The sequence below is a fragment of the Pseudomonas sp. AC355 genome (assembly GCF_979258205.1).
Genome location: NZ_OZ409843.1, coordinates 3903756 through 3923026, shown reverse-complemented (window position 1 = coordinate 3923026; position 19271 = coordinate 3903756). Strand labels below are relative to the sequence as shown.

17 protein-coding genes and 1 pseudogene are annotated in these 19271 nt (G+C 62.6%); 8 read left to right on the top strand and 10 right to left on the bottom strand.

From position 1 onward, the window contains the following. Window positions 1-147: 147 nt before the first annotated feature. The 8 genes and pseudogenes from ACZ0AI_RS18385 (at window position 148) to gloA (ending at window position 11015) form a co-directional block, all read left to right on the top strand. Complete coding sequence (locus ACZ0AI_RS18385) at window positions 148-3675, top strand: two-partner secretion domain-containing protein (protein WP_463563112.1); 3528 nt, start codon at window positions 148-150, stop codon at window positions 3673-3675. After that, a pseudogene (locus tag ACZ0AI_RS18380) lies at window positions 3671-3985 on the top strand (YDG domain-containing protein); the annotation flags it as partial. The gene ACZ0AI_RS18385 and the pseudogene ACZ0AI_RS18380, both read left to right, overlap by 5 nt. Continuing rightward, a complete protein-coding gene (locus tag ACZ0AI_RS18375; RefSeq protein ID WP_463565968.1) occupies window positions 3980-4444 on the top strand; it encodes an MBG domain-containing protein in 465 nt (154 codons plus the stop codon). The pseudogene ACZ0AI_RS18380 and the gene ACZ0AI_RS18375, both read left to right, overlap by 6 nt. A 3-nt stretch (window positions 4445-4447) precedes the next feature. Beyond that, complete coding sequence (locus ACZ0AI_RS18370; RefSeq protein WP_463563111.1) at window positions 4448-6100, top strand: ShlB/FhaC/HecB family hemolysin secretion/activation protein; 1653 nt, start codon at window positions 4448-4450, stop codon at window positions 6098-6100. Between the two features lie 241 nt (window positions 6101-6341). Next, window positions 6342-7517 (top strand): ShlB/FhaC/HecB family hemolysin secretion/activation protein, encoded by a 1176-nt coding sequence (locus tag ACZ0AI_RS18365; RefSeq protein ID WP_463563110.1) that lies wholly within the window; start codon window positions 6342-6344, stop codon window positions 7515-7517. A 256-nt stretch (window positions 7518-7773) separates the two neighbouring features. Continuing rightward, window positions 7774-9612 carry a dihydroxy-acid dehydratase gene (ilvD, locus tag ACZ0AI_RS18360; RefSeq protein ID WP_463563109.1) on the top strand — a complete coding sequence of 613 codons (1839 nt, stop codon included), beginning with the start codon at window positions 7774-7776 and terminating at the stop codon, window positions 9610-9612. A gap of 177 nt (window positions 9613-9789) precedes the next feature. Then, a complete protein-coding gene (locus tag ACZ0AI_RS18355; RefSeq protein WP_463563108.1) occupies window positions 9790-10248 on the top strand; it encodes a metallophosphoesterase family protein in 459 nt (152 codons plus the stop codon). 239 nt (window positions 10249-10487) lie between these two features. Beyond that, window positions 10488-11015 (top strand): lactoylglutathione lyase, encoded by a 528-nt coding sequence (gloA, locus tag ACZ0AI_RS18350; RefSeq protein WP_042555921.1) that lies wholly within the window; start codon window positions 10488-10490, stop codon window positions 11013-11015. A 44-nt stretch (window positions 11016-11059) separates the two neighbouring features. Here gloA and ACZ0AI_RS18345 read toward each other — a convergent pair whose 3' ends face one another. From ACZ0AI_RS18345 to ACZ0AI_RS18300, 10 genes are all read right to left on the bottom strand, one after another. Continuing rightward, window positions 11060-11560, bottom strand: coding sequence for a DUF3060 domain-containing protein (locus tag ACZ0AI_RS18345; RefSeq protein WP_463563107.1), 501 nt, complete (start codon window positions 11558-11560; stop codon window positions 11060-11062). Between the two features lie 96 nt (window positions 11561-11656). Next, window positions 11657-12550 (bottom strand): LysR family transcriptional regulator, encoded by an 894-nt coding sequence (locus tag ACZ0AI_RS18340; protein ID WP_463563106.1) that lies wholly within the window; start codon window positions 12548-12550, stop codon window positions 11657-11659. A gap of 1 nt (window position 12551) precedes the next feature. Further along, entirely contained in the window at window positions 12552-13220 is a 669-nt protein-coding gene (locus ACZ0AI_RS18335) for a DUF3592 domain-containing protein (protein WP_463563105.1), read from the bottom strand. 97 nt (window positions 13221-13317) lie between these two features. Continuing rightward, on the bottom strand, window positions 13318-13926 hold the full coding sequence (locus tag ACZ0AI_RS18330; RefSeq protein ID WP_172138482.1) for a cupin domain-containing protein: 609 nt from the start codon (window positions 13924-13926) through the stop codon (window positions 13318-13320). A gap of 143 nt (window positions 13927-14069) precedes the next feature. Beyond that, the gene (locus ACZ0AI_RS18325; RefSeq protein ID WP_463563104.1) at window positions 14070-14780 is read right to left on the bottom strand and encodes a DUF1989 domain-containing protein; all 711 of its coding nucleotides are present in this window, start codon (window positions 14778-14780) and stop codon (window positions 14070-14072) included. 27 nt (window positions 14781-14807) lie between these two features. Further along, window positions 14808-16040, bottom strand: a complete 1233-nt coding sequence (locus ACZ0AI_RS18320) for a M20 family metallo-hydrolase (protein WP_463563103.1) — start codon at window positions 16038-16040, stop codon at window positions 14808-14810. After that, on the bottom strand, window positions 16037-16843 hold the full coding sequence (locus tag ACZ0AI_RS18315) for an amino acid ABC transporter ATP-binding protein (protein WP_463563102.1): 807 nt from the start codon (window positions 16841-16843) through the stop codon (window positions 16037-16039). The genes ACZ0AI_RS18320 and ACZ0AI_RS18315 overlap by 4 nt, the downstream gene beginning before the upstream one ends. Before the next feature lie 4 nt (window positions 16844-16847). Next, window positions 16848-17483, bottom strand: a complete 636-nt coding sequence (locus tag ACZ0AI_RS18310; protein ID WP_463563101.1) for an amino acid ABC transporter permease — start codon at window positions 17481-17483, stop codon at window positions 16848-16850. An 11-nt stretch (window positions 17484-17494) separates the two neighbouring features. Continuing rightward, window positions 17495-18151, bottom strand: a complete 657-nt coding sequence (locus tag ACZ0AI_RS18305) for an amino acid ABC transporter permease (RefSeq protein WP_463563100.1) — start codon at window positions 18149-18151, stop codon at window positions 17495-17497. Between the two features lie 10 nt (window positions 18152-18161). Next, window positions 18162-19007 carry a transporter substrate-binding domain-containing protein gene (locus ACZ0AI_RS18300; protein ID WP_463563099.1) on the bottom strand — a complete coding sequence of 282 codons (846 nt, stop codon included), beginning with the start codon at window positions 19005-19007 and terminating at the stop codon, window positions 18162-18164. Window positions 19008-19271: the final 264 nt, after the last annotated feature.

The window sequence follows — 19271 nt, the reverse complement described above, 5'->3', positions numbered from 1 at the left end:
AATTGCCAACACCGTCACGTCTAATACGCGCCTACTATCAGAGGTGCAGACCCGCGCTCGCCTGCACACCATATCCACTCCCGACTCGCTTCATGTCGCCCAGCACATCGGCAGCCTGGTCGGTTTTCATCGCTCTGGAGAGTTTCCATGAACCGTACCTACGCTCTTGTCTGGAACCCAAGTCTCGCCACCTGGAGCGTTGCCAACGAGCACGCTCGTCGGCGTGGCAAAGGCGCCGGCGCAGTGCTCGCGGCAGCCTTGCTGCTGCCGATCATGGCGTGCGCTGCCGACCTGCCGACCGGTGGCCAGGTGGTGGCCGGCCACGGGCAGATCGGCACGCCCGCGAACAACCAGCTGATGATCGACCAGGCCTCCGGCAAGCTGGCCATCAACTGGCAGAGCTTCGATATCGCCGCGGGCAACAAGGTGACCTTCACCCAACCCGGCACCGACTCGATTGCGCTTAACCGCGTGCTCGGCGCCGATGGCTCGAAAATCATGGGCCAGCTCGATGCCAATGGCCGGGTATTTATCATCAACCCCAATGGCGTGTTGTTCGGCCAGGGCGCACAGGTCAATGTCGGCGGCCTTGTCGCCTCGACGCTGGATATCAGCAATAACGATTTCGAAGCCGGCAACTACCAGTTCAAGGGTAACGGCAGCAATGCCAGCGTGATCAACAACGGCAAGATCACTGCCGCCGACGGCGGCGCGGTGGCCCTGCTCGGCGGCACGGTGAGCAACAACGGCGTAATCGTCGCCAACCAGGGCAGCGTGGCCCTGGCGGCAGGCAACAAGGTCACCCTGGATTTTGCCGGCGATGGCCTGCTCAACGTTCAGGTCGATGAGGCGGTGGTCGATGCGCTGGTGGAAAACCATAAGCTGATCAAGGCCGATGGCGGCCAGGTGCTGCTGACCGCGGATGCCAGCGAAGCGCTGCTCAAGACCGTGGTCAACAACACCGGGGTGATCGAGGCGCAGACCCTGGGCGAGAAGGACGGCAAGATCGTTCTGCTCGGCAGCTTTGACGGCGGCAGCGTGCAGGTGGCCGGCACCCTGGATGCCAGCGCACCCAATGGCGGCAACGGCGGTTTTATCGAAACCTCGGGCGCCCATGTCAAGGTGGCGGACGGTGCAAAAGTCACCACCAAGGCAGCGACTGGCAAAACCGGTACCTGGCTGATCGACCCCAACGACTTCACCATCGCCGCCACGGGCGGCGATATGAGCGGCGCAGCAGTGTCAGCGGCGGTGCAGAACAACAACTTCGAAATCCAGACCGCGACCATGGGCACAGCGGGAGGGAACGGCGACATTCATGTCAACGATGCCATCACCTGGGACAGCGGCAATACGCTCACCCTGAACGCCGAGCGCAACATCAACGTCAACGCCGCCATCACCGCCCAGCACGCGGATGGCAAGGTCGCGCTGAAGTACGGCCAGGCCAGCAGCGATGGCGGCACAGCGGACTACAGCATCAAGGCGCCCGTCAACCTGCAAAGCGGCAATAACTTCAGCACGCAAAAAGGCACCACGGGCGCTGAGACCACTTACACAGTGGTCAACAATGCTGCTGATTTACAGAACATGAACAAGCGCCTGAGCGGTAACTATGCCGTGGGCAGTGATATCGACCTGAGCAGCATCGCCAACTGGCTGCCGGTGGGCGATATCTTTGCCAATAATGAATTCACTGGCCGTCTCGCAGGGCTGGGTCACGCCCTTGCCAATCTCACCATCAACCGCACCGACATCATGCTAGTGGGGCTGTTCGGTCGCACCGGCAGTGAGAGCGAGATCCGCGATATTGGTTTGGTGGGGGGCAGCGTGGTGGGGGCGGTCGCCGTCGGCGGGCTGGCCGGAAGGAACGCTGGCCGCATCAGCAACGTCTACACCACCGTCAGCGTCTCGGGTACAACCTTCGTCGGTGGGCTGGTCTCGGAAAACACGGGCAGCATCAGCAACGCCTATGCCACCGGCAGTGTGACGAGTGGCGGCATCACTGCTGGCGGGCTGGTCGGAGCTAACTTTGGCAGTGTCAGCAACGCTTATGCCACCGGCAGTGTCTCGGGGACTGACTACGTCGGTGGGCTGGCCGGGCAAAACGGGGGCAGCATCAGCAATGCCTATGCCACCGGCAGCGTCGGGGGGCAGGGCACTTATGTCGGCGGGATGGTTGGATTCAACCCTGGCAGCATCAGCAACGCTTACTGGGATCGCAGCAGCACTGGACAGAGCTACGGCGCAAGCTCTGGAGCGACTGCCATCACTGACACCAACCGTTACGCCCATAGCAGCTATTCCGCCTTGGGCAACTGGGCTCTCGTCAATGGCACCCGCGACGTCTACGCGGCCAGCGATGCCAATGGTGTCGCGCAGTGGATCATGATCGAAGGGCAGACCCGCCCATTCCTCGCCAGTGAATACAGCATCAGCATTCGCAACGCCCACCAGTTGCAACTGATGGCCTACAACCTCGGCGCCAGCTACACCCTGGCCGGTGACATCGATGCCAGCGCCACGGCAGGCAGCAACGCCAGCGGCATGTGGAGCACCGCAGGCTTCGTGCCGGTGGGGGATAGCCCTTATAACCCATTCAGCGGAAAACTGGACGGCGGCAGCCATATCGTTAAAGGGCTCACCATCAATCGCAGCAATACGGAATACGTCGGATTGTTCGGTTTTGGAATCGGCAGCAACAGTGGGCAGATCCGCAATATCGGGTTGGTGGGCGGTAACGTGTTAGGCAGAGGCAACGTCGGCGGCCTGGTCGGGTTCAACAACGGCATCAGAATCAGCAACGCCTATACCATGGACAACGTTTCGGCCATTAACGGCAACGTCGGCGGGTTGGTCGGCTACAACATCGGCACAATAGAGAACGCTTACACCACTGGCAGCGTTTCGGGCAATTTCTCCGTAGGCGGGCTGGTCGGCTACAACGACGGCCAAATCAGCAACGCCTATGCCACTGGCAGCGTGACAGGGGCAGGCAACGTCGTCGGCGGGCTGGTCGGACAGAGCAATGGCACCATCAGCAACAGTTTCTGGAACAGCGCAACCAGTGGCATTTCCGTTGGCGTAGGGATCGGAAATGCCACAGGTGTCACCAGTAAATCCGACGCCGAGCTGCGCCAGGCATCCACGTTCAGCGGTTGGGATCTCACCAGCACGGGTGGCACGGACGCCGTCTGGCGTATCTACGAAGGCCAGAGCGGCCCGCTGCTACGCAGCTTCCTCAAGTCAGTGACCGTCACGGTCAACGATGTAACCGGCAAGACCTACGACGGCACCAGCAGTACAGTCGCGGGCGTGAGCCACAACCTTTCCGACAGCAATGCCAGCCTGCTGGGCAGCGCCAGCTACACCAATGTTTCCACCCGCAATGCAGGCACCTATGGCCTGGGGCTGACCGGCTTGTATTCCGGTCAACAGGGCTATGACATCGAGGTTGTCGAGGGCAGCCATGTCATCGCCAAGGCCAGCATCAGCGCCGTCACCGGGATCACCGCCGAGAATCGCACCTACGATGGCACGACCGCTGCCACCCTGAACACCGACAGCGCCGGCTTCATCGGCCGTTTCGGCAATGACGAGTTGAGCGTGACTTCGGCCAGCGGGTCACTTCGCCGACAAGAACGCTGCCGATGGCAAGACCGTCAACGTCAGTAATATCGTTCTCGGCGGTGCCGATGCCGGGAACTACAGCCTGACCAGCACTACCGCTACCGCCAGCGCCAACATCGGCAAGGCCAACATCAGTACCGTCACTGGGATCATTGCGCAAAACCGAATCTACAATGGCAGCACCGACGCCACCCTGAACACCGACAACGCAGCCTTCACCGGTCGCCTCGGCAATGATGACTTGACCGTGGCTTCTGCCAGCAGCGCATTCGTCAACAAGAACACGGCCGAAGGCATAAACGTCAACATCACCGCCATCACCCTCGGCGGCGCCGACGCCGGCAACTACATCCTGGCCGACGACTCAGCTACGACCACTGCGGATATTGCCCGGGCAGCGCTGACCATCACCGCCAATAACGACCGCAAGACGGTCGGCCAAACTGCCAACCTGAACAACTATAGGATCAACGGCCTTTTCAGTGGAGATAGTGTGACTGGTGTCACACTTACCAGTGAAGGAGAGAAGGTCACTGCCGCGGTGGGGAGCTATCTGATCGAGGCCAGCGATGCCAAAGGTATCGGCCTCGACAACTACTCGATCACCTATGTCGAGGGCACTCTGACAGTCGGCAACGACATCCCCTATCTCGCCGTACTTGCCTCGAACGGCTATGCCATTTCCACCGAGAGCAAACAGCAGCCCCAAGAGTCCGAAGCCCTGACCCCGGACATGCTGGTCACCACCCCACTCGATGAACACCTGAACCTGCAGGTCATCAACCACGGCATCCGCCTGCCAGAAGGAATCTGATTCATGCGTTTCGTTCGCCCCTTGATCGGCAGCGCTCTTTCCCTGCTGTCGCTGTCCGTGATGGCCGCCACCCTGCCGGACGCCGGCCAGTCGCAACAGACTATCGACCAGCAACCGCTGCAATTGCCGGGCAAGCAGAGCCTGGAGCTGAACCTGCCTGATGCGCCGGCAACCGAGGCCACCACCAGCGGGCCGAGCCTGCAAGTCAACGGTTTCACCCTGCAGGGCAACAGCGCCATCACCAGCGACGAGCTGTTGGTTCTACTCAGCGATCTGCAAGGCCGCACGGTTTCCCTTGGCGAGCTGCAGGCCGGCGCCAACCGCATCACCCGTGCCTACCGTGAGCGTGGCTACCCCTTGGCGCGGGCCTACCTGCCAGCCCAGGAGATCGACGGCGGCGTGGTGCAGATCGCGGTGATGGAAGGCCGTTACGGCGAGGTCGGCCTGAACAACAGCTCGCGGGTCAGCGATGCCGCCCTGGCGCCGATCACGCAACTCAAGTCGGGCGATGCGGTACGTTCCGCAGCGCTGGAACGCAGCCTGCTGCTGCTGGCCGACACGCCGGGTGTGGAAGTGAAATCCACCCTCAAGCCGGGCGCTTCGGTCGGCGCCACCGACCTGCTGGTGGACGTGCAGCCCGGCCCGCTGCTGTCCGGTTCCATCGATGCCGACAACTACGGCAACCGCTTTACCGGCGAGTACCGCCTGGGCGGCACGCTCAACGTCAACAGCCCGCTGGGCCTGGGTGATCGCCTGTCGCTGCGTGCCATGGGTTCGGATGAAGACCAGCAGTACGGGCGCATCGCCTACCAGTTGCCGCTTGGCCCATGGGCCACCCAGGTCGGCGTGGCGTATTCGGACATGGACTACGAGCTGGCCAAGGACTTCGGCGACCTCAAGGCCCACGGCAATGCGCGGATCACCAGCGTTTATGCCATTCAGCCGCTGGTGCGCAGCCGCGACTTCTCCCTGTACGCCCAGCTGCAGTTCGACGACAAGCGTCTGAAGGACGATATCGATCTGTTCGACAGCAAGAGCGACAAGCGCTCGCGTGTGGTCATCGCCACCCTCAACGGCAACAGCCGCGACAACCTGCTCGGCGGTGGCGTCAACAGCTTCGCCCTGGCCTGGAGCCAGGGCAGCCTGAATATCGACGGCGAGCTGAATCAGGCCATCGATGACCTGACAGCCGGCACCCAGGGCCGCTTCCACAAGCTCAATCCGAGCCTGGTGCGCCTGCAACGCCTGACCGACCGTTTCAGCCTGTACGGCCAGTTGCAGGGCCAGTGGGCCGACGGAAACCTGGACAGCTCGGAGAAGATCAGCCTCGGCGGCGCCTATGGCGTGCGCGCCTATCCGCAGGGCGAGGCATCCGGCGACCAGGGCTGGCTGGCCAACCTGGAGCTGCGTTACGCGCTGACCGATGCCTGGCAACTGAGCAGCTTCCTCGACCATGGTCAGGTACGCCTGAACAAGGACACCTGGAGCAATGGCGAAAACCATCGCAGCCTCTCGGCGGCAGGCGTAGGCGCACGCTGGGCCGCGCACGACTGGCAGGTCAACGCGGTGGCGGCCTGGAAGCTGGGCAACGACGACCCGCAGAGCGATGTCGACCGCAGTCCACGGGTATGGGTACAGCTGGTGCGGTTCTTCTAAAACATAATCACCGCGGCTAAAGCCCTCCCACACTGCAAAGCAGTGTCCCCACAGGAGCAGCTTCAGCCGCGAGCTCTTCTGAGAATCTAGTGAATCCGGGCTGCCATGCGCAGAGGGCGGCCCGGATTCACCTCAGCGGAGCTTGCGCACAGATAGCACAAAGCCATATCTTGCCTCGCCACCGCGTGCTCACTCCTGCCATCCTGAGCTTCGCTCCCGACGATCATTCCGGTATTCCTCCATGCGCATGGCTTGCCGCCTGTTGTACGCATTGTCCGTGCTGCCGTTCACCTGCCTTGCCAACACCCCTGCGGCGGATTTGCTGCCCTTTCAGCAAATCGCCGATCTGCCGTCACGCAGCAGCCTGACGCTGGGCGACACCCACTACCAACCGCCGCAAGACCTGAGCGCGATGCCGTTCTTCAGCGGCGGCGTGGCGCTGGATAACTTCGGTGGCCATGACGACAAGGGCCGGCTCGCCAGCGCCATCAATCTGCATGGCCTGCTCGACCAGAGTGACCTGCTGAGCCTGCGCAGCATGGGTTCGGCCGAGGAAGGCCATTATCACTGGGGCGCCTACCACCTGGCAGTCGGCCCCTGGTCGAGCCGGTTGGGCATAATCCTCTCGGATCTGTCCTATGAACTGGGAGACGAACTGGAAATACTCGCCGCCAAAGGCAAAACCCGCACGGCCAGTGCCTTCGTCATTCAGCCACTGCTGCAATACCAGGCGTTCAACCTCGAGGCCCGCCTGCAGTTCGACGACAAGCGCCTGCAGGACGAGATCGGCCTGCTCGGCATCGACAGTGAGAAACGCTCGCGCGTGCTCAACTACAGTCTCTCCGCCACTGCCCATGATTCCTTGCTGAACGGCGCCATCACCAACCTGGAGCTGAGCTGGAGCGAAGGTAGCCTTAATATCGACGGCTCGCCCTACTCCCTGGTCGGCAAGGCCGATGCCGGCCACTTCAGTGTGCTGCGCGCCAATCTGGCACGCTTACAGCAACTGGGCGGGCGCCTGGCCCTGTACCTTCGCGCCCAGGGTCAGTGGAGCGATGACAATCTAGACGACTCGGAAAAGCTCTATATCGGCGGCGTCTTCGGCGTGCGCTCCACTCACCAGACCGCCGCGTACGGCGACAGAGGCTGGCTGGCCAGCGCCGAGCTGCGCTACGCCCTGAGCGACAGCTGGCAACTGGTCGCCTTCGCCGATCACGGCGAAGCACGGATGAACACACCAGGCCTGGCCACCGACACGACGCCCCGCCGCCTCAGTGCAGCAGGCGTTGGCGCAGGATGGTCAGATCACACCTGGAGCATCAGCGCGCTAGCCGGCTGGAAGGTAGGCGACCACCCGGCGCAAAGCGACACCGAACGCCAGCCACGTATCTGGGCACAGTTGGCGTATGCCTTTTGACATCGAACATCGCCCAAGACGCGCCGGGCGATACAGCGCTCAACCGCACCGGGCGTTGCCTACCAGCCTTTCCCTTGGCGTCTACGGCGGCGTAGAATCAGGGCATTTCCCGCCACCCACCCTTCGGCGGGCCTGTGAGCCCAGGCAGGCAGACGGAGATCCCGTCGTGCGCCATGCCACCTTGCGTCGCGGTCATCTGCCGCTGATCCGCTCACCCATCTATCAATGCCTACCTGATTAGCCGCAGGAATCCGTCATGCCTGATTACCGCTCGAAGACCTCCACCCACGGCCGCAACATGGCCGGCGCTCGTGCCCTGTGGCGTGCCACCGGGATGAAGGACGAAGACTTCAAGAAACCGATCATCGCCATCGCCAACTCCTTTACCCAGTTCGTACCGGGCCACGTGCACCTGAAGGATCTGGGCCAACTGGTCGCCCGCGAGATCGAGAAAGCCGGCGGCGTGGCCAAGGAATTCAACACCATCGCGGTCGACGACGGCATCGCCATGGGCCACGACGGCATGCTGTATTCGCTGCCGAGCCGCGAGATCATCGCCGACTCCGTGGAGTACATGGTCAACGCCCACTGCGCTGACGCCATCGTCTGTATCTCCAACTGCGACAAGATCACCCCCGGCATGCTGATGGCCTCCCTGCGCCTGAACATCCCGGTGATCTTCGTTTCCGGCGGCCCGATGGAAGCCGGCAAAACCAAACTGGCCAGCCACGGCCTGGACTTGGTCGACGCCATGGTCATCGCCGCCGACTCCAGCGCCTCTGACGAGAAGGTCGCCGAATACGAGCGCAGCGCCTGCCCGACTTGCGGTTCGTGCTCCGGCATGTTCACCGCCAACTCGATGAACTGCCTGGTCGAAGCCCTGGGCCTGGCCTTGCCGGGTAACGGTTCGACCCTGGCCACCCACAGCGACCGCGAGCAGCTGTTCCTGCAGGCTGGCCGTACCATCGTCGAGCTGTGCAAACGCTACTACGGCGACAACGACGACTCGGTACTGCCGCGCAATATCGCCAACTTCAAGGCGTTCGAAAACGCCATGACCCTGGACATCGCCATGGGCGGTTCCACCAACACCATCCTGCATTTGCTGGCCGCCGCCCAGGAAGCCGAGATCGATTTCGACCTGCGCGACATAGACCGCCTGTCCCGTCACGTGCCGCAACTGTGCAAGGTCGCGCCGAATATCCAGAAGTACCACATGGAAGACGTGCACCGCGCTGGCGGGATCTTCTCGATCCTCGGTTCGCTGGCCCGTGGTGGCCTGCTGCACACGGATCTGCCGACCGTGCACAGCACGTCCATGGCCGAAGGCATCGCCAAATGGGACATCACCCAGACCGACGATGAAGCGGTGCACCACTTCTTCAAAGCCGGTCCGGCCGGTATCCCGACGCAAACTGCATTCAGCCAGTCGACCCGCTGGGAAACCCTGGATGACGACCGTGAAAACGGCTGCATCCGCAGTGTCGAACACGCCTACTCGCAAGAAGGCGGCCTGGCCGTGCTGTACGGCAACATCGCCCTCGACGGCTGCGTGGTGAAAACCGCTGGCGTGGACGAGTCGATCCACGTGTTCGAAGGCAACGCGAAGATCTTCGAAAGCCAGGACAGCGCCGTGCGCGGCATCCTCGCCGACGAAGTGAAAGAAGGCGACATCGTCATCATTCGCTACGAGGGCCCGAAAGGCGGCCCGGGCATGCAGGAAATGCTCTACCCGACTTCGTACCTGAAATCCAAGGGCCTGGGCAAAGCCTGCGCGCTGCTCACCGATGGTCGCTTCTCCGGCGGTACTTCGGGTCTGTCCATCGGCCACGCTTCGCCTGAAGCCGCTGCCGGCGGCGCCATCGGCCTGGTGCAGGATGGCGACAAGGTGCTGATCGACATTCCGAACCGCTCGATCAACCTGCTGGTCAGCGACGATGAACTGGCGGCACGCCGCGTCGAACAGGACAAGAAAGGCTGGAAACCGGTCGAAAAACGTCCTCGCAAAGTGACCACCGCCCTGAAGGCCTACGCCCTGCTCGCCACCAGCGCCGACAAGGGCGCGGTACGCGACAAGGCAATGCTGGACGGTTGATCCCGTAGCGCGACACATGAAAACCCGGCCCTGCGCCGGGTTTTCTGTTTTTGGCGATCTCCGGCAGCGATGCTTAGCCATTATGTCCTGGGTGTCGCTTCGCTCGACCCAGGCTACGTTTTTGCACGGAACGGATCGCCAGCAAGCTGGCTCCTACAGGTTTAGGCAGGAGGAAGCATGAAGATTGGCCTGATCGCCGACACCCACGGCCTGCTGCGCCCAGAGGCGCTGGCCGCGCTGCAGGGCGTCGATCATTTGATCCACGGTGGTGATATCGGCGGAGCGCACATACTCGCCGAGCTCGAACGTATTGCGCCGCTGTCGGTGGTGCGTGGCAACAACGATGGCAACACCTGGGCCGATGGCATTCCCGAGCGGCTGACATTGCGTTTTGGCGCGGTGAGCCTGTATCTGCTGCATGACCTCAAGCAACTGGATATCGACCCCAAGGCTGAGGGCATCGACGTGGTGATCGCCGGCCATTCGCACAAGCCTCTGCAGGAAGAGCGCGACGGCGTCCTCTACCTGAACCCAGGCAGCGCCGGCCCGCGACGCTTCAAGCTGCCGATCAGTGTGGCCCTGCTGCATATCGGCGGTGACGCAGTGCGCTTCGAACTGATTACGCTGGGGGTCTGATGCAAGGCGGAAGCGGACGTTTGCGCAACGTGTAGGAGGGGCTTTAGCCCCGAGCTTTTTATCAAGGCAAACAAAGAGCTCGGGGCTAAAGCCCCTCCTACAAAAGCCAGGCATTCACCGGCCGCTTTCGCCACAAAGACCTCCTGCCGAGGCAACAACCTTGAAAAACACGCGAGTCGAAGCCATCTAAACAAATACAGACTTTTCGACACGCCCAATCACCGCCTGATGGAGCCCCTATGACCCTCGATGAACTCAACACCCTGCCCGGCGTAACCGGCAAGCCTGACGTCGCCACGGCGGATTTCGTCTACAACCACACCATGATCCGCGTGAAGGATCTGCAGAAGTCGCTGGATTTCTATACCCGCGTGCTGGGCTTCACCCTGCTCGAGAAGAAGGATTTTCCGGATGCCGAGTTCAGCCTGTACTTTCTGGCGCTGATTGCCGACAAGTCGCAGATCCCGGCCGACCCGGCAGCACGCCATCAATGGCGCAAGTCCATCCCCGGCGTGCTGGAGCTGACCTACAACTACGGCACCGAGAAGGATCCGGAGTTTTCCTACCACAGCGGCAACAGCGACCCACGCGGTTTCGGTCACCTGTGCGTGGCGGTGCCGGATATCAAGGCGGCTTGCCAGCGTTTCGAAGACCTGAGCGTGGACTTCCAGAAACGCCTGACCGACGGGCGTATGAGCAACATTGCCTTTATCAAGGATCCGGACGGCTACTGGGTGGAAATTATCCAGTTCACCGAAGTGGACTAGAAAACGCGTCGCCCCGCTGTTGACCGGCGGGGCGCCCGCTTCACTTACTTGCGCTCGACCTTGCTATCGATGCCTCCCAGTTGCACCTCAGGCTCATCGCCGCTCCAGCGCACCCGCTGACTGACCCCGATAACGCTCAGTTTGGCCTCGCCGTCGAACTGCAGATCCAGTTCATGCTCGGCACCTTCTACCGTGACCACAGCCGGTTGCTCGCCCGCGATGACGGCCGTGCGAACCTGGTTATTGCTGGTGTCGACACTCAAGGCATTCACCTGATCGGCAACGGCCTCGATCTCGGCGCCCGACACGGTCAGCGACTTGGCCGTTTCCAGCGTCACCTTGTGCTCCGAACCATAGACCAGCACGGCGCCACACTCACCAGTCAGGTGAATCACATTGGCATTGCCGGTGATGTTCACGTCCTGGCCTTTGCAGGACACGTCGCGCGACAGCCCGATCCCCTCGATATTCAGCGGCTCGGCCAGAGCAGCCGCACTCGCCACCATACCGCTCAGCAGGCAAGCCGCCGTCAGCATATTGTTCATGGATACATCCCTCTTGATCGATGATGGCCCTGAACATGCCGCGGGGCCGATGCTATGACCGGCGCACAGCGGGGAAGGTTCTCGCCTGCAAGCCGCTCAATTCGCTTGCTGCAACTCGGTTCTCAGCCATTGAGCGAGCTGCTCGGCGCGACGGCCACTGCGTCGCTCCGGCACCCAGAGCGAAAGGCGCGCCTCGGTTTCGACGAAGCCCCAGGGCGCGGCAAGCCGCCCCGCCGCGAGGTCATCGGCTACCAGTTGCAGGGGCGCGATGGCCACGCCGAGCCCCGCTGACGCCGCTTCGAGCAGGTAATAGAGGTGCTCGAAGCCTTGGCCGAGACGCATCTGCGTCGGCTCCAGCCCCATGGCTGCAGCCCACTGCGGCCAGGCTTGCGGTCGCGAGGTGGTGTGCAGCAGGGCCTCGCGCAGCAAAGCGCCTGGCGCGGCCTTACACAATTCGGCAAAACGCACATGCCGTGGGCTCACCACCGGGCCGATGGATTCGCGCGCCAGCTCGAAGACCTGCATGTCCGCGGGCCAGGGCGGCTCGGCATAGAGCAGGGTGGCATCCACCTGAGGACTGCGCGGATCCAGTTCGCCCTGGCTGGTGGACAGCTGCAGCCGCAGCTCGGGCAAGGCCTGGTTGAGCCGATCCAGTCGCGGAATGAACCAGCGCGCCAGCAGGCTACCGGGACAACCGAGCACGAAGGGTGTGTCGACTTCGCGCTGGCGGATCTCGCCACACACCTGACGCAGCCGGGTGAACGTCTCGCCACTGACATCACGCAAGCGCATGCCGGCTTCGGTCAGTTTGAGTCCGCGCCCGTCCTTGACGAACAGCGCCACCCCGAGCTGCTCTTCCAGGGTGCGGATCTGCCGGCTCACCGCGCCGTGGGTGACATGCAGTTCGACCGCAGCACGGCTTACGCTGCCCAGCCGTGCTGCTGCTTCGAAGGCATGCAGGGCATTCAGGGAGGGCAGCTCCTGGGCCATCTCAGTCCCCCAGCTCAGGCAGAAAACGGGTGTCCATGCTGTAGCGCTTGGGGTTGCTCGGATCGATCATCACAGTGACCAGCGACTCGTTGATGTAGGGGCCTGGATCGAACCACAGGTTTTCACTGCGAAACACATGCAGCTTGTTGGTCTGCGGGTTCAGCCACTGGGCGACGATGCGGTATGGGTTGCGGCCGTTGATGCTCAGTGAGCCATTGAGCTCGACATCCACCACTTCGGCCTGCACCGCTGTGCCGCTGACCCGCAACTCGGCGGCGCGGCGCTTGGCGAACAGCGGCGGCAGAACGAAAAGCAGACCGATCGCCAGAAATACGCTGCCGATGCCACCGACGATCAGGCTACCGATCCAGTTCTGCTCGAAGCTGTCGATGTGCGCCTGCTCAGGGCGCTGCGGGTCGTAATACAGGGAAACCCGCTCACCGATGTCGAAGGACGGCGGCGTGCTGCAGGTGCTGCTGTGATATTCGCCAAGGGTGCCATCCAGGGTCATGAACGACACCGTCGGGCAGCCGTCTTCGAGATCGACGATCGAACCCTCGGTCAGGGTCATCTGCTTTTCAGCACTGATGCGAGCGATTTGAATACCGATGGCGATCACCAGCAGGAGCGCCCCAATACCTGGGAACAGCCATAACCATCCTGTTTTCATCCTGCCTCCGGCCTGTGCGCAAACATCACATCGAGGGCGAGGATTATCCGGCATCGAACGGCGCAGTCCAGTCGAATGAATCACGTCAGAGCGATCATCAGAACGTCACAGGTGTATTCACCCAGAGAATGCGCGCCTCGGTAGAGCCGCTGTTGCGATAACCGTGGGGCAGGTTGCTGGGGAAGTGAAAGGCATCTCCCGTCGCCAGGCTGTAGCACTGCTCACCGATGGTCAGCTCGATACTGCCCTCGAGCACATAGCCCATTTCTTCGCCGGGGTGCTCGATCAAGCCATCACTGGCCACACCTGGCGCGACGATATGGATATTGCCCTGCAGCAGCCCGCCCTTTTGCAGGTGGGTGATGCGCTCCAGGCCGATGTCGCCGTCCTTGTTACGCTTGACGAAGCGCTTGACCGGGCGCTCACCCGCACGCAGCACCGGCTCATCGGATACCCACTCCTCGGACGTCAGGGTGGATACGTTGCTGCCCAAGGCACCTGCCAAACGGTGGAGCATGGCCAGCGACGGAGAAGCGGCGTCGTTTTCCAGTTTGGAAATCAGGCTTTCCGAACACCCGGCGACGGTAGCCACCTGCTTGAGGGTCAGGCCGGCGACCTTGCGGGCATGGCGCAGACGCACTCCCAGACTGGGCAGGCCATCGGTGTGATTGGCCTTCGACGGCGGTGTATGGCTAGGTTTGAGCATGCGTTTCTCGATGAATGGATAACCCGTATTGAAGGCAAACGTGCGGCAGCGAATTCTCCCGCTGGCCGCACAGTATCGCCGAAGGCACACGGGTAATTAATCCCCTGACACCAACCAAACCGGCTCTGGTGTCCAGGGCGACCTCAGGCATTAACCGAGAAGTGCACTTCCACCGGATTGAGGTCGTTGATCGGCACGATGTCCTGGGGGCAAGCCGACATCACCACCACGCAATCCATGGCCGCCTGGATTTCCACGTAATCGCCCGCCTTGGAGACCGGTGGCAGCCACTCGATGCTGTAGTCCGGCTTGACCGGAATGTTCATCCACAGGTTGAACGGCTGGGGCACTTCGCGGGCGCGCAGACCGATGGCCTGCAGGGCCAGGCGCATGTTATCGGCGCAACTGTCGTGGTAACCCTCAACACCGAGGTTGGTGTAGCGATGCAGATCGCAGGCCGCGATCAGGGTGTCGTGCACGCCCGGCGAGGTGTCGGTCAGCAAGGTACCGATGGTGCGGCGGCGGTTGCTGAACAGCTCGTCACCGGCCTTGGGAATGATGCGGTCGATGTGTGCGCGAGCATGCTCCATGGAGAGGAATTCGCTCAGGTCTTCGGCATTGAACAGCCAGGTGTCGCACACCTGGGTGCCGTGGGTGTTGATGATCTTGATGACCTCACCCGCCTTCAGGCGCACGGCACGGCCGCAGCGTGCCGGCACGGTGTAGGTCTTGCCCGGCTCCGGCGTGCCGTCGGCCGACAGCGGCTCGTTGAGGGTGGCGTTGATGCCCAGCGACGCGCCATTGTCGGGCTGGCAGCAGGCTGGGTAATCGTGGGCGTGGTTCGAATGGCTCATGGTCGCTCCTAGGTGGGCAAGGACAGTTCAGGCTTGTTCAGCCAGTTGGACGAGGCTCCAGGCCAGCGCACGGGCGCCGGCTTCGAGCTGGGAAGGTTCGGTGTATTCCAGCGGGTTGTGGCTGATGCCGTCGCGGCTCGGCACGAACAGCATGCCGGTCGGGCAATGCGTCGCCAGGTACATGGCGTCGTGGAAGGCGCCCGAGCGCAGGCTCAGGGAGGCTTCGCCAGTGGCGTCGACCGCCTGCTGCAGCACATCGACGACGGCTGCATCGAAGGCCACTGGCGGATGACTGAAGAGCATCTGCAGCTCGGCCTCTGCGGGCAGGCAATCGGCCAGCGCCGTATCGAAGGCGTTCAGCACGGCACTGTCGGCATGCCGGAAATCGATGCTGAAGGTCACCTCTCCGGCCACCGTATTGATCGAATTGGGCAGCACGTGCCAGCGCCCGAAGGTCAGGCGTTTGTCGGCGCCCGCCAGGCGTTCGGCCAGGGCATCGATGGCTGGCAGGCAGCCGGTAGCCAGCAGCAGCGCGTCCTGGCGCATGTCCATCGGCGTGGTACCGGCATGGGCGGAAGCACCGCGGCAGCGCACCTGATACCAGCGCACGCCCTGAATGCCGGAGACCACGCCGAGCGGCACACCCGCGCGCTCCAGCACCGGCCCCTGTTCGATGTGCAGTTCGACGAAGGCATGCGCGGCGATCCTTTCGCGCAGCGGTAGCCCGGCGAAACGGCGGCCATGCTCATCCAGCGCCTCACCGACACTGACGCCCGAAGCATCCAGGCTGTCTCGATAGGCGGCCATGCGGGTGGGTTCGACGAAGGCGCTGGAGCCCATGGCGCCGGGGCTGAAACGACTGCCCTCCTCGTTCGTCCACACCACCAGCTCAATTGGCCGGCGCGTGCGCAGGCCCTGATCGTGCAGCGCCAGCAGGCATTCCAGGCCGGCCATCACACCGTAACAGCCATCCAGATGACCACCGCTGGGCTGGGTATCGATGTGGCTGCCGGTCATCACCGGCGGCAGATCCTCCAGGCCGTCGCGGCGGATGAACAGGTTAGCGCAGGCATCCGTCCACACGCGGCAACCGATACGTTGTGCCTCGCCGATCAGCCAGGCACGCGCATCGAAATCCTCCACAGAAAGCGCCTGACGATTCATCCCGCCGGCCGGCAGCGCGCCGAACCCGGCCAGGGTATCGAGCAGGCCATGCAGACGCTCGGCACGCACCCCCGCCATCACCCGCTCGGCATTCATTGGCACACCTCCTGGCGTGGCGTCAGGCTGCGGTTGAACCAGGGTTTGAGGAATTGTCGCAGGCGGTCGGTGGCGGGCGCCTGGAACATCGTCGCCGGCGCACCGGTTTCGACGATCTGCCCGGCTTCCATGAACACCACCTGGCTGGATATCTGTGCGGCGAAACTCATCTCGTGGGTCACCATGACCATGGTCATTCCGTCGCTGGCCAGGCTGCGAATCACCTGCAGCACTTCTTCTACCAGTTCCGGGTCGAGCGCCGACGTCGGCTCGTCGAGCAGCATCAAACGTGGTTTCACCGCCAGCGCCCGGGCGATACCGACGCGCTGTTGCTGCCCACCGGACAGTCGTGCCGGGTAAGCGCCCATCTTGGCTGCCAGGCCAACCCGTTGCAGCGCCGCCTCGGCCAGCGCGCGAGCCTCGGTTCGGTTCAGGCGTTTGCCCAGCAGCAGAGGCGCCATGACGTTCTCCAGCACGGTCATGTGCGGCCACAGATTGAATTGCTGAAACACCATGGCCAGCGGTCGACGTACCTCGGCGACGCTGGCGGCGCTGTCCTGGTCGGCTGGGCGCCGCCCAGGGCCGCTGTAGCCGAGCAGCTGGCCATCGATCCACACCTCGCCCTGGTCATAGGCTTCGAGGAAATTCATGCAGCGCAGGGCAGTAGTCTTACCGGAGCCGGAGGGGCCGATCAGCGAGACGATCTCGCCGGCCCGCACACTCAGGTCGAAGCCCTGCAGTACGGTATTGGCGCCGTAGGACTTGCCCACGCCGCGCAGTTCAAGAAGGGGAAGATTGCTCATCGGGTCATCCTCGCAGGTAGCGCGTTGCGCGACGGCCGAGCGCGGCGGCGGCGAAACCGACCAGCAGCGTCAGCAGCCAGTACGAGAGCACCAGCAGCACGTAGGGCACGACATAGGAAAAGGTGTTGGAGACGATCTGTCCGGCGGTCATGGTCAGCTCCGGCACGGTGATGATCGATGCCACCGCGCTTTCCTTGATGGTCAGGATCACTTGGTTGCCCAGCAACGGCAGAGCGAACGCCAGCGCCTGTGGCGCCTGGATGTGCCAGAAGGTCTGGATGCCGTTCAGGCCATGCACCCGCGCCGCCTCCAGCTGGCCGATCGGCACACTGGCCCAGGCCGAACGCAGCAGTTCGGCAAAATAAGCGGCGCTGTAGAGGCACAGGGCGAGAATGCTCGCCTCGATGGCATCCAGGGTCAGGCCAAGCACCGGCAGACCGAAATAGATCAGCAACAGCTGCGCGAGGAACGGCGTGCCGCGCACCAGCCAGACATACAACCGATACAGGCCAATGAAGCCCGGTACCGCCAGGCGCAGGGCATTGAGGGCAAAGCCCAGAAGCAGGCCCAGCGCCGCGCCGGCAAAACTGATGCCCAGGGTGACCAGCAGCGCCTGACCGAAATCGGGAAGGTAATTCATCCAGTTCTCCATCAGCTGCGCGCCTGCCAGCGATGCTCAAGCTGGCGCCCAAGCAGCGCCAACAGGCTGGTCAGCGCCAGGTAGAACAGTGCGGCGACCAGATAGACCTCCAGCGGACGGTAAGTCTGCGAAACCAGTTGCTGGCTGACCCGCATCAGGTCGGTGATGGAGATCACCGAGACCACCGCCGACACCTTGATCACATCGATCAGTTCGGAAATCAGCGCCGGCAGGGTCAGACGTACCACTTGCGGCAACTGGATATGCAGCAGCGTGCGCCAGCGACCGATGCTGAATACCGCAGCGGCCTCGAGTTGCCCTGCCGGGATGGCAGCGAAACCGCTGCGCAGGATCTGCGACTGGTAGGCCGCAGTATTCAGGGCCAATGCCAGACCGGCAGCGACCAGCGCCGGCACGTCCATGCCCAGCCCTGCAGGCAAATAGAAGAGCAGCAGCAACTGCGCCAGCATCGGCGTGCCACGGAAGAAGCTCACGTAGACCCTGGCGAACGCTACGCACCCTCGGCTGTGACTGCTGCCCAGCAGATAGATCAGCACGCCGAGAACGAAGCCCAGCAGCATCCCGGCCAGGCACAGCCACAAGGTGGTGAGCGCGCCGTCGAGCAGAGCGGGCCAGTAAAGTGCGAAGCGAACGCCGAAGTCATCCATGGTCAGCAACTCAGATGCTCGGCTCAGGCATGGCGTCGGCCGGCACATCCATGGTGAAGCCGAACCATTTTTCCTGCAGCGTCTTCATGGTGCCGTCACGGTTGGCGCGGGCGATACCGTCGCTGAACAGTTTGACCAGGCTGGCGCTGTCGGCATCCTTGCGGCCTACCCAACCGTAGTAGGTCTGCGGGCCGAGCATGTCGCTAAGCGTGGTGAACACACCAGGGCGCGACTTGATCAGTGGGCCGAGGTTGGACAGCGACTGGGCAACGCCATCCAGGCGCCCCAGCGCGAGATCGGCGTACGCTTCGTCGAAGCTGACGTACTGACGAATGGCCTTGAGGCCTGGCTGGCCGGCATCCTTGAGTTTCTGATCATAGGCCTGAAGAATCTGCAGCTGACCGGATCCGCTCTGCGAGCCGACCACCTTGCCGTTGAGATCGCTCAGGCTTTTTATCGAGTCATCATTGTCACGCTTGAGCAGCGCCACGGTGGACTCGGCGATCGGTACGGTGAAGGCGAACTGTTCGAAACGCGCCTTGTTGACAGTCACCGAGGTCACCACGAAGTCGAACTTGCCGGTATCCAGGCCCGGCAGAATGCCCTGGAACGGCAGATCCAGCTGCTTGACCTTGACGCCCGGCAGGTCGGCCAATACGTAATTCATCAGATCCACGCCATAGCCCACTATCTTGCCGTTCTCTACCGACTCGAACGGTGCGAAGCGTGCTTCGGTAGCGATGGTGATCTGTTTTTCCTGCTGGATGCGTTGCAGCAGATCGTCAGCCTGAGCCAGCGAGCTGACGAGCAATGCGGCCAAAGCGAGTGACAGGTTTTTCACGGCACGACGGTTCATGGCGAGGCCTCTTCTTGAAGCTATGGATATTTATTCAAGTTACTTGAATAAAAGTACATAAGCATGATGCATGCCAGCCGCCACTCCCTATAGGAGCCGGGGAGCGCAAGAGATACTCAGCAGAACCCTTGCACCGTTTGCGTGCATAAACGGCCGCAGCGTCTCGTAACGGCGCACTGGTAATCAGAACCTTGCCCTCACCCGCACGCCGTCATCACGTGAGCTTTACTCACATATCCGAGCAAACTAATCGCTTTATTCTGA